This is a genomic window from Blattabacterium cuenoti (assembly GCF_014251255.1).
Lineage (GTDB): Bacteria > Bacteroidota > Bacteroidia > Flavobacteriales > Blattabacteriaceae > Blattabacterium > Blattabacterium cuenoti_W.
This window is the reverse complement of record NZ_CP059182.1, coordinates 25,814-39,978: the sequence shown is the minus strand read 5'-3', so window position 1 is coordinate 39,978 and position 14,165 is coordinate 25,814. Positions and strand designations below refer to the sequence as shown.

General features: G+C 25.0%; 12 protein-coding genes and 3 tRNA genes. 5 read left to right on the top strand and 10 right to left on the bottom strand.

Annotation, left to right across the window (positions count from 1 at the left end):
• Positions 1-12 precede the first annotated feature (12 nt).
• Together H0H77_RS00175 and H0H77_RS00170 are read right to left on the bottom strand one after the other, a co-directional pair.
• Positions 13-372, bottom strand: coding sequence for a dCTP deaminase/dUTPase family protein (locus H0H77_RS00175; protein ID WP_238783799.1), 360 nt, complete (start codon positions 370-372; stop codon positions 13-15).
• A 20-nt stretch (positions 373-392) separates the two neighbouring features.
• Positions 393-1,835, bottom strand: coding sequence for a lipopolysaccharide biosynthesis protein (locus H0H77_RS00170; RefSeq protein ID WP_185851831.1), 1,443 nt, complete (start codon positions 1,833-1,835; stop codon positions 393-395).
• A gap of 132 nt (positions 1,836-1,967) precedes the next feature.
• Between H0H77_RS00170 and clpP the strand changes: the two genes are divergently transcribed.
• Entirely contained in the window at positions 1,968-2,648 is a 681-nt protein-coding gene (gene clpP / locus H0H77_RS00165) for an ATP-dependent Clp endopeptidase proteolytic subunit ClpP (RefSeq protein WP_185851601.1), read from the top strand.
• 25 nt (positions 2,649-2,673) lie between these two features.
• Here the strand turns inward: clpP and H0H77_RS00160 are convergent.
• The 5 genes from H0H77_RS00160 to H0H77_RS00140 form a co-directional block, all read right to left on the bottom strand.
• Positions 2,674-2,747, bottom strand: a tRNA-Arg gene (locus H0H77_RS00160).
• A 12-nt stretch (positions 2,748-2,759) separates the two neighbouring features.
• Positions 2,760-2,834: transfer RNA gene (locus tag H0H77_RS00155), tRNA-Pro, on the bottom strand.
• Positions 2,835-2,838: 4 nt separating this feature from the next.
• Positions 2,839-2,923: transfer RNA gene (locus tag H0H77_RS00150), tRNA-Ser, on the bottom strand.
• Between the two features lie 96 nt (positions 2,924-3,019).
• Complete coding sequence (locus H0H77_RS00145; RefSeq protein ID WP_185851600.1) at positions 3,020-5,053, bottom strand: HD family phosphohydrolase; 2,034 nt, start codon at positions 5,051-5,053, stop codon at positions 3,020-3,022.
• A 141-nt stretch (positions 5,054-5,194) separates the two neighbouring features.
• Complete coding sequence (locus H0H77_RS00140) at positions 5,195-5,698, bottom strand: Lrp/AsnC family transcriptional regulator (RefSeq protein WP_185851599.1); 504 nt, start codon at positions 5,696-5,698, stop codon at positions 5,195-5,197.
• Between the two features lie 218 nt (positions 5,699-5,916).
• Here H0H77_RS00140 and tsaD point away from each other — a divergent pair, with 218 nt between their 5' ends.
• Entirely contained in the window at positions 5,917-6,960 is a 1,044-nt protein-coding gene (gene tsaD / locus H0H77_RS00135) for a tRNA (adenosine(37)-N6)-threonylcarbamoyltransferase complex transferase subunit TsaD (RefSeq protein WP_185851598.1), read from the top strand.
• On the opposite strand, the gene gcvP is transcribed toward tsaD, so the two are convergent.
• Entirely contained in the window at positions 6,957-9,824 is a 2,868-nt protein-coding gene (gcvP, locus tag H0H77_RS00130) for an aminomethyl-transferring glycine dehydrogenase (protein ID WP_185851597.1), read from the bottom strand. The genes tsaD and gcvP overlap by 4 nt on opposite strands.
• A 117-nt stretch (positions 9,825-9,941) precedes the next feature.
• On the opposite strand from gcvP, the gene mdh reads away from it, so the two are divergent.
• Positions 9,942-10,877, top strand: a complete 936-nt coding sequence (mdh, locus tag H0H77_RS00125; RefSeq protein WP_185851596.1) for a malate dehydrogenase — start codon at positions 9,942-9,944, stop codon at positions 10,875-10,877.
• Between the two features lie 37 nt (positions 10,878-10,914).
• Positions 10,915-11,442, top strand: coding sequence for an NAD(P)H-dependent oxidoreductase (locus H0H77_RS00120; RefSeq protein WP_185851595.1), 528 nt, complete (start codon positions 10,915-10,917; stop codon positions 11,440-11,442).
• Positions 11,443-11,453: 11 nt separating this feature from the next.
• Here the strand turns inward: H0H77_RS00120 and H0H77_RS00115 are convergent, their stop codons facing one another.
• Both H0H77_RS00115 and lptB read right to left on the bottom strand, forming a co-directional pair.
• On the bottom strand, positions 11,454-12,080 hold the full coding sequence (locus tag H0H77_RS00115; RefSeq protein ID WP_185851594.1) for a thiamine diphosphokinase: 627 nt from the start codon (positions 12,078-12,080) through the stop codon (positions 11,454-11,456).
• Positions 12,081-12,088: 8 nt separating this feature from the next.
• Positions 12,089-12,829: an LPS export ABC transporter ATP-binding protein gene (gene lptB / locus H0H77_RS00110; RefSeq protein WP_185851593.1), complete on the bottom strand. Its 741-nt coding sequence runs from the start codon at positions 12,827-12,829 to the stop codon at positions 12,089-12,091.
• Between the two features lie 68 nt (positions 12,830-12,897).
• Here lptB and H0H77_RS00105 point away from each other — a divergent pair, with 68 nt between their 5' ends.
• Positions 12,898-14,163, top strand: a complete 1,266-nt coding sequence (locus H0H77_RS00105) for a peptidylprolyl isomerase (protein ID WP_185851592.1) — start codon at positions 12,898-12,900, stop codon at positions 14,161-14,163.
• Positions 14,164-14,165: the final 2 nt, after the last annotated feature.

Sequence of the window (14,165 nt, the reverse complement as noted above, 5' to 3'; positions counted from 1 at the left end):
TATTTTTTTTAATTATCTTCCAGTACTACCAAAACTACCACTTCCTCTTACACTTTTATTCAGTATATTAGATAATTTCCATTCTATTTTAATTTCTTTAGTAATGTTTACGATTGCTATTGGATCATAAGGGTGAATTAAAATAGATTTTAAAGAAATATTGATGATAATGATTTTTATTTCTTTAGATTTAGAATCTATTTTTTTCATTTTTTCCGTAAAAAAAACTAAACAGATTGTTTTTAAAAAATTTTTTTTTACGATCAAATTGTTTCTCGTTTCATCAAAATGAATATAGATTCCTGTTGAAATTAATCTTCTTTCCAAAAAATTTATAGAAATAGATTTTTTTATATAAGCTCTTAAAAACAATGTCAACTTTTAAAATTAATTTATAGAATTATCTTATTCAAAAATTTTCTTTCTGATAAAAAAATTATGATCAGGTACAAAAATTGTAAAAACAAACTAATTTCTATTTTGTTTTTATTAGTAACTCTTACTAAAAGAAATGCCATTAACAAATGGATGATAATTTTCCATATTTTTTTTTTGCAATTAAAAAATTGATTCAATTTTTTCTTTCCCCAAAGAAACAAAACTAAAACCATACTTCCATAAGAAGTGAATGTTCCCCATGCAGAAACCATAAAACTACTATTAGGAATTATTATTAAAATTACATTAAATAAAACGGTTACCAAAACCCCTATTAAGGAAATATAAGTTCCTATAATAGGTTTATCTATAGTTTTATAAAAAATAGACAAATTTATATAAATTCCTAAAAATAAATTTCCCATCATTATTATTGGGATAATGGGAATTGCAAAATGGTATTTTTTATCAATCAAAAATTCTATAAACAAAGAAATATTTCCACATATCAATACATAAAACATTAATCCCAATATTATAAACATATATGTGATTTCTTCGTAATAATTTTTTGCATAAGGATCTTCGGATTTTTTAAAAAAAAAAGGTTCAATTCCTAACCGAAATGCACGAATATACAAACTCATAAAGGATGCTATTTTGTAACATGCAGAATAAGCTCCATTAATTTCATCAGAAAGACATCTTTTAATCAAAATTTTATCAAGGTTTTCATTAAGAGAAAAAGCAATAGTTCCAAGCATGATAGGAATTCCATAATTTAACATTTTTTTAGCAAGAGACTGATTAAATTTTTTGATAGAGACTTCTTTTAAAAGAATAGGAATAACTAAAAAAAAATTAGTTAAAGATGAAACCACATTTGAAAAAAAAATATAACCTGTTTTATCTGTAAAAGAATTAACTAATTCAACAATAGAAAAACAATTCAAGTGATTACTTTTCTTAGAAAAAGAAAACAGATAAATTATAAAAATAGATTGGATTAATATATTAATCATATTTATAATGGTATATTTTAAAGCCATTTCATTAGTACGAAGCCAAGCCATAGGAAGAATGCAAATAGTATCAAAAAATATGATTAAAAAAAACATGAAAAAATATTCTGGATGATTCTTATATCCAGCAATAGAAACTAAATATTTGATTGAATTCATAGAAATGATCAAAAAAAAAGAAGTGAGAAACAATTGTACAAAAACTCCTGTTGAAAAAATAACCTCTTTATCGTAAGTTTTTTTAGATAAAAATCTAAAATAAGTATTTTCTAATCCAAAAGAAAGAAAAGCTATAACTAGAAAAGATAAAGCATACATATCGGTATAAAGAGAAAATTCTTCTTTTTTCAAAGATTGAGTAAAAATTTTTAAAAAAGTGTAATTAATAATCTTTTGAAAAATGAAACCTATAGAATAAACAATGGTTTGAATCATTAATTTTTTGTACAAATTCAATAATTTTTTATTAATAAAAATTATTCTAATTTCTACATTTTTTATTCATATGAAAATTTTTTATGATAAGAAATATGAGTAAATTAAAAAAATAAAATTACTTTAATAATAATGGATTATAAGTACAATAAGGATTCAGAAGAGTTTATTAAATATGCAACTAAACATAAAAAAATTAATAGTTTAACTATTGATAGATATATTCAATCTACAACACCTTATATTGTTGAAGAACGGAAATTAAATGTAGCTCAAATGGATGTTTTTTCTAGATTAATGATGGATCGTGTTATTTTTTTGGGAACTCCTATAGAAGACCAAGTTGCTAATATTGTACAAGCTCAATTGTTATTTTTACAGTCTGTAGATTCTTTAAAGGATATTCAAATTTATATTAATTCTCCAGGAGGAGATGTTTATGCAGGATTAGGAATATATGATACCATGCAAATTGTTGAACCAGATGTCGCTACCATTTGTACAGGAATGGCAGCATCTATGGCAGCAGTTTTACTTTGTGCAGGAGCAAAAAATAAAAGATCTGGATTGAAACATTCTAGAATTATGATTCATCAACCAATAGGGGGAACACATGGACAAGCTTCAGATATAGAAATTACAGTTCGTGAAATTTTAAAATTGAAAAAAGAACTTTATGAAATTATTTCAATACATACAGATGCTCCTATTGAGAAGATAGAAAAAGATTCAGATAGAGATTATTGGATGACTTCTGAAGAAGCTAAAAAATATGGAATGATAGATGAAGTTTTGAAAGGAAAAAAAAACTGATAAAAAAATAGAAAAGAAGAAATTGTGATCACGACAGGATTCGAACCTGTGACCTACTGCTTAGAAGGCAGTTGCTCTATCCATTTGAGCTACGTGATCCAAAATGTTACGTCGGGGTAGCAGGATTTGAACCTACGACCTCCTGGTCCCAAACCAGGCGCGATAACCGAACTACGCTATACCCCGAAAACGGAGAATGTGGGATTCGAACCCACGCGGTATTTTCATACCGACAGTTTAGCAAACTGTTCCGTTAACCACTCCGGCAACTCTCCATTATAAATCAAATATATGCAACAAAAACAGACGACTAAAAACTAATTGTTCATTTTACAAATCTAAAATAGATCTATTAAATAGACAAATAATTTTCACATAGGGTATTCTATTCTAGAATGATAGATGTTTATCAATTTTTTTTGAATAACTTTTTTGACTTTTTCTATTTCCTTCAAAGTAATATTTGAATTGGAAAATTGATTTTCTATTTTTTGTTTAAAAATAATTTTCTCTACTAAATTATTTAAATCTTTATCAGATGGATTTTTTATACTTTTTGAAGCGGCTTCTATAGAATCACATATCATAACAATAACTGTTTCTTTAGAAAATGGTTTAGGTCCAGAATATTGAAATTGTTTTTTATCTATCAAAACATTAGGATATTTTTCTTTTTGTTTTTCATAAAAGTAATAAACAAGACTGTTTCCATGATGAGTTTTTATAAAATCAGTAATAGGATCAGGTAAATGATGTTTTTTTGCTAATTTTATCCCAATTGGAACATGTTCTAAAATAATTTTAGCACTTTCTTTTGGACTCAAATTTTCATGAGGATTAAGTGTTATGTTGTGTTGGTTTTCTGTAAAAAAAATGGAATTCTGTATTTTTCCAATATCATGGTAAATAGCTCCTATTTTCACTAACAAAGAATTCGCTCCAATAGCTATAGCAGCTTCTTCTGCTATATTTGATACGGTTAAAACATGTTGTAAAGTTCCTGGAGCTTTTTTAGATAATAATCTTAGTATAGGGGTGTTTACATCAGAAAGTTCTAATAATGAAATATCTGAAGTTATATTGAACAATTTTTCGAAAATGAATATAAATGGATAAACAAACAAAGTTAATAATCCACTAAAAAAAAATAGAAAAAAAGTGTACAAAGAGATTTTTTCTAAAGATCCTTCCCGGATTAAAGTAAGTGAGCAAAAAATAACTATATAAGTTACTGTAATTTTTCCTACAGTTAGGAATAGGTTTTTCATTTTAAAAATATTTTTTTTTGTCAACAAGACTAAAAAACCTGTAGTAATTTGAATAAAAATAAATTCGAAACTATTTGGGGTAATCAATGATAATAATAAAATAGTTATTAAGTGAATGATGAAACTCAAGTTGAAATTAAAAAATGCACGAATACTTATGGGAAGAATACAAAAAGGAATCAAATATAATGTTTTAGAATAATATTTTAAGATTGTGATTGTAATAAATGATATCAATAATATATTGATTATTAAAAAATTAATTTTTCTATTACTTTTAAATATTTTTTTTTGAAAATAAAAAAGATACAAAAAAAGTATGGAGAAAATCATACTAATGATTAAAAAATATCCTAAAATCAAAAAATAGTTATTTTTTTTGTTCCATATTTTGGTTTCATATTCCTTTTTTAATAAGGATAACATTTGAAATTTTTCTTCATTAAGAATATCATTTTTACTGACAATTTTTTCTCCCTTTGCAATAGAAAATTTGATTTTTTTAATAGATTTTATTTTTTCATTAAAAATTTTTTCATTATAATTTCTTTCATAAAAAAGATCCGGTACTATAGTTTTTTTTAATATTTTTTTTATGAGAAATTCATGATGTCTATTTTTAGGAATTTCTTTTTCAATCAAATTTTGGACTCTATTAAAAGTATAAATTTTTTTATACGAAAAAGATATCCAATGTTTGTTTTTTTTATAAAAAACGAAGGAAATATTATCTTTCTTTGGAAAATGATTAGAATCTATATATCCATATTTGTATATAGTATTTACTATTTTAGTAATTTTTTTTTGAAAAGCAAAAAGTTTCTTTTTTATTAAAAATTTTTTGATTTTTTTTTTTATATTTTTGGCTATTTTTATATTTTTAAAACAAAAAAAATTTGATTTTTTCTTTATATTTTCAATTTCTAAACTGATATCTTTATTATTTTTTAATATCCGTAAATTCAACGGAGAAAATAAGTCTTCGTAAATCCAAGTTTTTCCTTTTGAAAATTTATATTTAAAAATCTTTTTTTTTGGGAAACAAAATGTTAATGCTAATATAGCAATAAGCGTAACTAAAAATTTATCTAAGATTTTTTTAGATATTATATAATACAATCTGAAGAATTTAGACATTTCCTTAAAAAAATTGAAACTATGCAATTTTTTGGAAAGATGAATATGTTATGTTGGAAAACAACATAATAAACTTCAATAAATAATAATAATGAGAACAGGATATTATAATATCGTCATTTTTTATATAATAAATTCTTATTATGATTGATGTTGTTGTTGTAATATGTTAGATAGTAATCTATTTTCATCATTAATGCTTTCTTCTAAACAAATAGTCGATTCTGTTCTAAGAACTCCTTTGATTTCTCCTATTTTAGAAATAACATCTCTCGCATCTGAAGGATCTTTAGCTATAATTCTGCAAAAAAGATTATACTTACCTGAGGTAATGTACAATTGTACAACATTTGGAATTTTTTTTAATTCTTCTTTAACTAATTGAGATTCTCTAGAATCAGAGAATATTCCTACAAAAGCGATCAAATGAAATCCCAATGACTCGTATCCAATTATTAATGTACTTCCTTTTATAATTCCAGCTTCTTCTAATTTTTTAACTCTAACATGAACAGTTCCAACGGATAAAGGTTTAATTTCTTTGCTGATTTGTTTACTAATTTCAGTATATGGAGTTCTAGCATTTATGTTAAGTTTTCTGACAATAGTATTGTCTATTTCGTCTGTATTATGTCTTAGAATCATTGTTTTATATTTTATTTTTTTTTAAAGGTATTAAAAATACCAAGATACAAAACTTTCTTTTGAAGATGAATTTGATTATTATTCAATGTATTTTTTTTTCAAATTTTACATTGACTTTTAATTACTATCAAATTGTGTAGAATACTTTTTTTTTAATAATAATTTCATAATTATGAAAAATATTTTTATTTATCCAGATCAAACTTATAATTTTAAGTATGAAAAAAAAATCTATTGTTATTCTTGGAATAGAAACGTCATGTGACGATACTGCTGTCTCTGTTATTAACAGAGATAGAAATGTATTATCCAATATCATTCTTCATCAAAAAATTCATGAAAAATATGGCGGCGTTGTTCCAGAGTTAGCTGCAAGACTACATGATAAATATCTCACAAAGGCTGTAAATATGGCTATTTCATCTGCAAAAATAAAAAAAAATCAAATTGATGCTGTATCTTTTACCCTAGGACCAGGGTTAATAGGTCCTTTATTAGTAGGAGCTTCTTTTGCAAAATCATTTTCAATGGGATTAAAAATTCCTTTGATAAGCGTTAACCATGTCCAAGCTCATATTCTTTCTCAGTTTATAAAAAAAGTGAATATAAACAAAAATTCTTATCCAAAATTTCCATTTTTATGTTTAATGATAAGTGGAGGACATACTCAAATAGTAAAAGTTAGTGATTTTTTCAAAATGGATATATTAGGATCTACTTTAGATGATTCTGTAGGAGATGCTTTTGATAAAATAGCTAGAATGTTTGGTTTTTCTTATCCTGGGGGGCCAAAACTGGAATCTTTTTCTAAAAGAGGAAATTACAAAAGATTTATTTTTTCAAAACCTTTAGTAAAAGGATTAGATTTTAGTTTTAGTGGATTAAAAAGTCATGTTTTGCAATTTATTAAAAATAAATCAAAAAAAAATCCATATTTCATTGAAAATAATTTATACGATTTATGTGCTTCTATCCAAAGAATCATTGCAGAGATTCTTTTAGAAAAGGTGAAAGCAGCTATTTCAGATACCGGAATTTTTAGAGTCTCTTTAGCAGGAGGAGTTTCTGCTAATAGTGAAATCATACGCCATTTTCTTGTTTTTGAAAAACAAAACAAAAAATGGGAAATTTTTATTCCAAAAAAAAAATATGCAACAGACAATGCTGCGATGATAGCCATAACAGGATTACTTAAATATGAAAAAAATATTTTTGATTCTGTTAATGTCTGTTCATATTCAAAATTTCAAAGATTTTATTAAGTACATGTACAAATCAAGTTTCTATCTCCATATCCATCATTTATTCTATCAGTTGAAGGCCAAAATTTTCTTTCTCTTACCCAATCCAATGGATAAGCAGCTTTTTTTCTAGTATATGGATATTTCCAATTATTTTCTGTTAATAAATCTAAACTATGTGGAGCATTTTTTAATACATTTTCCTCTTTAGAAAATTTACCTTCTGAAATTTCATTAATTTCTTTTCGTATATTTATCATTGTTTCAATAAATAGATCTAATTCTTTTTTAGATTCACTTTCTGTAGGTTCTATCATCATGCATCCTTCTACAGGAAAAGAAACAGTAGGAGCATGAAATCCATAATCCATCATTCTTTTTGCAATATCTATTACTTCTATTCCAATAGTTTTTTTAAAATTTCTGCAGTCTATAATCAATTCATGTGCTACTGTATCATTCTTTCCTGAATATAATATTTGATAATAATTTTTTAATTTTTCCTTTATGTAATTAGCATTTAATACAGATATTTCTGTACATTTTTTTAATCCATTTGGTCCCAATAAACGAATATAAGCATAAGAAATAGGGAGAATAAGGGGAGATCCATATGGAGAAGAAGAAATTGTTAATGTCATTTTTCTTTTCTTTGTTTGTTGTAAAGGATGATTAGGAAGGAAAGGAGATAAATGAGGAGCAACACAAATAGGCCCCATTCCAGGTCCACCACCTCCATGAGGAATAGCAAAAGTTTTATGTAGATTAAGATGACAAATATCCACTCCTAAATTTGCCGGTTTTATTAATCCTACTTGTGCATTCATATTTGCTCCATCCATATAAACTTGTCCTCCATTTTCATGAATAATTTCTATTATTTCTTTTACATGAGATTCGTATACACCATGAGTAGAAGGATAAGTGATCATAAATACAGATAAAAAATTTTTATTCTCTTTTGCTTTTTTGAATAAATCATTTTTATCAATAGATCCATCTTTTTGAGTAGAAATTAAGATCACCTTCATTCCAGCCATCATTGCGGATGCCGGATTAGTTCCATGTGAAGAAGAAGGAATTAATGCTATATTTCTTTTAGATTCTTTTCGTGAATTATGATAATATTTTATAACCATTAGTCCAGCATATTCTCCTTGAGCTCCTGAATTAGGTTGTAAAGAAATTCCATGAAATCCAGTTATTTCTTTTAAATATTTTTTTAAATTTTTAATAATCAACTGGTACCCTTTGGATTGATTTTCAGGAACAAAAGGATGCAGATCTCTCCATTTATATTGGTTTAAATAAAGTAATTCTGCAGATGCATTTAATTTCATAGTACATGATCCTAATGGAATCATTGAATGTGTTAATGAAAGATCTTTTTTTTCTAATTTTTTAATATAACGAATTAGTTCATTTTCTGAATGAAACTTATGGAAAATTTGATGTTCTAAAAAATTAGAGGTTCTTTTTAAAAAATTAGGAATTCTATTATTAGATTCTTTTTCTTTATTCTTTTTAATTTTTTGATATTTATTATTATAAACTTCATGAAAAATAGAAACAATATGATCTATATCTTGAGAACAAGTCGTCTCGTCTAAAGTAATTGTTAAATGATTTTTATCTATATATCTGAAATTGGTTTTTTTACGTTTAGCTACCATTTTTAATGGTTCTATTTTGGTTGAATCTATTCTGATTCTAAGAGTATCAAAATAAGATGTATTTATTTGATGAATATTATGAATGTTATTCATCAGTAATGATTCAAGTTTTTTAGTCCGTTTATGAATATTTTCTGCTATAGATTTTAATCCTTCTGGACCATGATATACAGCATACATAGAGGCCATTATAGCAGGTAAAACCTGTGATGTACATATATTAGAAGTTGCTCTTTCTCGTTTAATATGTTGTTCTCTTGTTTGTAGGGACATACGAAATGCTTTTTTGTTCTTTCGATCCAAAGACTCTCCAATAATTCTTCCTGGAAGAAGACGTTTATATTTTTCATGAGTAGAAAAAAAAGCAGCATGAGGTCCTCCATATCCCATAGGAATTCCAAAAGATTGTGTAGATCCTACAACTACATCGGCTCCCCATTCTCCAGGAGGTTTTAACAAAGTTAAAGCCATTAAATCTGTAGAGATTATAACCGATATATTTTTTAGTTTTGCATATTTTATAGTTTCACTGTAATCATAAATTTCTCCTGAAGAAGAAGGATAAGGAAGCAATAATCCAAATATTTCCTTTTCATTGGATCTTTTTTGTATGTTTTCGTGAAAGTCTTGAACAAGATTAATTCCTATTCCATAACATCTTGTCTTTATAATATCCAATGTTTGTGGAAGGATTTCATTTGAAACAAAAAAATGTGGATAATTTTTGACACGTCTTTTTTTTAGAGAATATTTATAAGTCATAAACATTGCATCAGCTGTTGCACTTCCTTCATCTAACATAGAGGCGTTACTTATATTCATTCCCGTAAGGTCTGAAACCATAGTTTGGAAATTGATTAATGCTTCCAAACGTCCTTGAGATATTTCGGATTGATAAGGAGTGTAAGGAGTATACCAATTTGGATTTTCTAAAATATTTCTTTGAATAACAGCAGGAGTTATAGTATTTTTATATCCCAATCCTATATAAGAACGATAAATTTTATTTTTTTTACTAATTCTATAAATATGATTTAAATATTTATATTCAGAAATAGAATTCGGAATATTTAGTTTTTTGTTAAAACGTATTTCTTTTGGTATTGTTTTATTTATTAAATCTTTGATAGAATGACATTTTAATATTTTCAACATTTTATAAACTTCTTCGTTGGTAGGTCCTATATGTCTATATATGAAATCTTTGTTCATAAACAACAATAAATATTTTTTTTGATTCAATTAATAATCAATTACAAAATTAAATATTTTTTATCTGAACCATTCAAAATAGATAAAATCATACATTTGTATTAAAAACATAATTAAATGAAAGTTACTATTATTGGAGCAGGGAATGTGGGGGCATCATGTGCTAGTTTATTATCTCAAAAAGACATAGTGAAAGAAATTATTTTATTAGATGTTAGAGAAAAATTTGCCGAAGGAAAAAGTTTAGATATTTCTCAGATGCTTTCCATTATAGGATCCAATACTCATGTTATTGGAATCACTAATGATTTTTCCAAATCAGAAAATTCTGAAATTATTATTATTACTTGTGGGATTCCTAGAAAACCAGGAATGAATCGCGATGATTTAATGAACACAAATGCAGAAATAATTCATTCTGTAACTAAAAAATCTATCCTTTTTTCTCCAAAAGCAAAGTTTATAATAGTGTCTAATCCATTGGATGTAATGTCTTATGTTAGTTATATGACATTAAGAGTGGACTCTTCTCGTGTCATAGGAATGGCTGGAATATTAGATTCAGTTAGATATCGTTATTTTTTATCAAGAGAATTGAATTGTTCTCCTCATGATATACAATCTTTGTTATTGGGTGGACATGGAGATACTATGGTCCCTTTATATAGATATACCTCTGTCTCTGGAATTCCAATACAGGAATTTTTATCAAAAGATAAAAATCAGGATATTATTGAAAAAACAAAAAAGGGTGGAGAACAGATTGTCAATTTACTAGGAACATCTGCTTGGATGGCACCTAGTGCATCTGTCGTTCAAATGGTAGAAGCTATCATAAAAGACTCAAAACGTATTTTTTCATGTTCTGTTTTTTTAAAAGGAGAATATGATTTGAAAAATATATATCTAGGAGTTCCTGTTCTTTTGGGAAAAGATGGAGTTGAAAAAATTATAGAATTACAGTTAAACAAAGAAGAAAGAGATCTTTTGAAAAATTCTGCTAATCATATTTCCAATATGATGAAGAAATTAAAATTAAATAGTTTAATTTAAGTTTTTAAGTTTATTTTTTTTTTATTTTCATAACAAAATGAAAAAAATTTTGTTTTTAGTAGCTCATCCTAACATAGAGAAATCTTTTTTGAACAAAAAAATTGTAAAAATCATTCATGATAAAAATAAAGAAAGAATTCTTATACGAGATTTATACAATATTTATCCTGATTTTAAAATCAAAGTAGATGAAGAAATTAAAATTATTATAAATGTAAAATTCATTGTTTTTCAATTTCCATTCTATTGGTATAGTTATCCATCTCTTTTAAAAGAATGGAAAGATAAAGTTTTTACAAAATTATATAATGATGGAAAAGATTTTCTTTCAGGAAAACATTTATTAGTATCTATTACTTCTGGAGCAGAAAAAAACTCTTTCCATGCAGGATTTAGAAATAATTTTACTATAGATGAATTTTTACGACCTATTCAACAAACTGCATTTGTTCTCAATATGATTTACCATGGATATGTTCACATTTCTTTGAATAATTTAGGAGAAAATAATGTCTTGGAAAGACATACGAATAAAATTATTTTTAGGATTAATCAGAATCTATGATTGATAAAAATTTATCTTTCTAAAAAGATTAATAATTCTCCTTTTTTATAATTTATCTCTATTTTATTATGTATAATTTCATTCCTAATTCCTATACATTCACCCATTTTTAATAATTTGTTAGTAAGAGGATATTTTACACCATAAGTTGATAATCCTTCTACTTTTGGAAATGGAAAAAGAGAAATTTTTTTATTTTTTTTATGAGAAAAAGAATTTTTTTTATGAGAAAAAAAATAAGAATGATAATTATCATGAAAAATAATAGATAATTTTTTTTTGTATTTTAAAGCTGTAGATAAGTTTCCCAAGAAATGATCTTGTTCTTTTCCACTAGCTCCCCAAACATTTATATTAAAAAAACCTTTTTTATAGATTATTTTCAATGCTTTATCAAAATCTGTATAATTTTGATCATAATTTTTAAAAAATTTATTGTCTAATTTTTCTAAATTTTCTTTTAAAGAATCAAAATCTCCTATTGTCCAATCAACTTGTATTGATAATTTTTTTAGATAGGAAAAAGCTCCATTTACAGCAAATATTTTTTCATAAAAAAAATTTTTTTTAGCTATTGGAATTGGGGGTTCTCCATTTAAAAATAATCCGACTTCTGGTCCTATGAAACGATGATTCATTATTTGATTTATTTTTTTATTAATTCTAATAATCTATTATTCCTATTTCCTAAATAAACTTGTTTTACTATAGGATCTTGTATTAATTCCTTAGAGGAACCTTTTTTTAATATGTTTCCTTCAAACATAAAATAAAGAGAATCTGCTATTAGAAATGTTTCTTGTACATTATGATCAGTTATCAATATTCCAATTCTTTTTTCTTTCAAAGAAAAAAGAATTTTTTTTAATTCTTCCGTAGCTATTGGATCTATTCCAGAAAAAGGTTCATCCAAAAGAATAAAATTAGGTTTTGTTGCTAAACATCTAGCAATTTCAGTACGTCTACGTTCTCCGACAGAAAGAAGATCTCCACGTATTTTTCGAATATGTTGCAATCTAAATTCCTGAATAAGTTTTTCTGTTTTTTCTTTTCTTTCTTTAGAAGAATTTTTTTTCATTTCTAATATGCATAAAATATTATCTTCTACAGATAATTTTCTAAAAATAGATGGTTCTTGTGATAAATATCCAATTCCTTTTCTAGAACGTTGATACATAGGTACTTTTGTGATGTTTTCTCCATTAAGAAAAATTTTTCCTTGATCAGGCATAATTAATCCCACTATCATATAAAAAAAAGTTGTTTTCCCAGCTCCATTAGGACCTATTAATCCTACTATTTCTCCTTGAGATAATTGCAAAGAAACATTTTTTACTATGTATTTTTTTTTACGTTTTTTATACAGATTTTTGACTATTAATGACATAATTTTCTTTTTTTCAAAAAATTGAAAATATTTTTTAAATTTGCAAATTATATTTAGTAAAATAAAATATGGGTTATAAATATTTTTTTATTATTATTTTGTTTCTTTGTCCTTATTTTTCTTTCTCTTTAGAAAATTCTTTAAAGAAAATAAATGAGATTTCTGCAGTAATAGGGAATGAGATAATTTTGAATTCTGAAGTAAAGCATTATTTAGATTATTCTAATAATAAAAATTTCTGTCAAGGATTAGAGAATTTGATAATTCAAAAATTAATACTTTATCACGCAAAAATAGATCCAGAAATACAAATTTTTAATCAGTCTAATCAAGAAGAAGAATCAGACTATTCCTCCTACTATAATAATGAAAATGATCCCACTATTCAGAAATATTTTTCATTAGAAGAATTCATTGAGAAAATGAAAGAGAATCAATCTATAAAAAAATATAATCAGAAAATAGTTAAAAATGTAGAAGTATCTCCTGAAGAAGTGAGATCTTTTTTTTTAAAAGAAAAAAAGTCTCTTCCTAAGGTTCCTAAAAAATTTTGGATATCTTATATGGATTTTTATCCAAAAAAAAGCAAAGTAAACAGAAAAAAAATTATTGACTTTTTAAAAAAAATAAAAAATGAAATCCATTCCGATGTTGATTTTTCTATGAAAGCTATTTTATTATCAGAAGATATTCCTTCAGCATTCAAAGGAGGATTAATGAAAGGAATTAAAAAAGAAAATATATCAAAAGAATTTGAACGTATAGTTTTTTCTTTGAAAGAAAAAGAAATTTCAGAACCTTTTGAAACTAATTTAGGATTTCATTTAGTTCAACTAGAAAAAAAAATAGGGGACAAAATAGATATAAGACATATTCTAATTAAACACAAGTATACAAAAGAAGAACTTTCTAAAACAAAATCATTTATTAGTCTAATAAAAAAACGTATCATTAATCACAAAATTTTTCCTAAAACAGTTTTATTAGATAATATTCTCAAAAATAGAATGGAAGATCAATTCATAAATACTTTTGTATGGAAAAAGAAATTGATTGAAGAAAATCATCTAACAAACAAAATGAAAAGAATATTACATTCTTTAAAAAATGGTGAAATTTCTAATCCTTATAAAGAAGTTATCAATGGAAAAGAAACTTTTCTTATTGTAAAATTATTAGAAATCATTCCATCTCATTCTCTTTCTATGGAAAAAGATTATCCAACATTAAAAATGATTTTGACAAACATAAAAAAAGAACATGAGATTAGAAATTGGGCGAAAAATCAATTAAAAAAAACTTATTTTAAAAAAATAGAAAAATCTTGTACATAAAA

What these genes read in the sequence shown, in the direction of transcription:
- H0H77_RS00120 (WP_185851595.1), top strand. Translation starts at nt 10,915, where the DNA reads ATGAAAAAAATTTTGTTTTTAGTAGCTCATCCTAACATAGAGAAATCT.
- H0H77_RS00145 (WP_185851600.1), bottom strand. Translation starts at nt 5,053, where the DNA reads ATGTCTAAATTCTTCAGATTGTATTATATAATATCTAAAAAAATCTTA.
- H0H77_RS00170 (WP_185851831.1), bottom strand. Translation starts at nt 1,835, where the DNA reads ATGATTCAAACCATTGTTTATTCTATAGGTTTCATTTTTCAAAAGATT.
- H0H77_RS00105 (WP_185851592.1), top strand. Translation starts at nt 12,898, where the DNA reads ATGGGTTATAAATATTTTTTTATTATTATTTTGTTTCTTTGTCCTTAT.
- tsaD (WP_185851598.1), top strand. Translation starts at nt 5,917, where the DNA reads ATGAAAAAAAAATCTATTGTTATTCTTGGAATAGAAACGTCATGTGAC.
- mdh (WP_185851596.1), top strand. Translation starts at nt 9,942, where the DNA reads ATGAAAGTTACTATTATTGGAGCAGGGAATGTGGGGGCATCATGTGCT.
- H0H77_RS00140 (WP_185851599.1), bottom strand. Translation starts at nt 5,698, where the DNA reads ATGATTCTAAGACATAATACAGACGAAATAGACAATACTATTGTCAGA.
- clpP (WP_185851601.1), top strand. Translation starts at nt 1,968, where the DNA reads ATGGATTATAAGTACAATAAGGATTCAGAAGAGTTTATTAAATATGCA.
- gcvP (WP_185851597.1), bottom strand. Translation starts at nt 9,824, where the DNA reads ATGAACAAAGATTTCATATATAGACATATAGGACCTACCAACGAAGAA.
- lptB (WP_185851593.1), bottom strand. Translation starts at nt 12,829, where the DNA reads ATGTCATTAATAGTCAAAAATCTGTATAAAAAACGTAAAAAAAAATAC.
- H0H77_RS00115 (WP_185851594.1), bottom strand. Translation starts at nt 12,080, where the DNA reads ATGAATCATCGTTTCATAGGACCAGAAGTCGGATTATTTTTAAATGGA.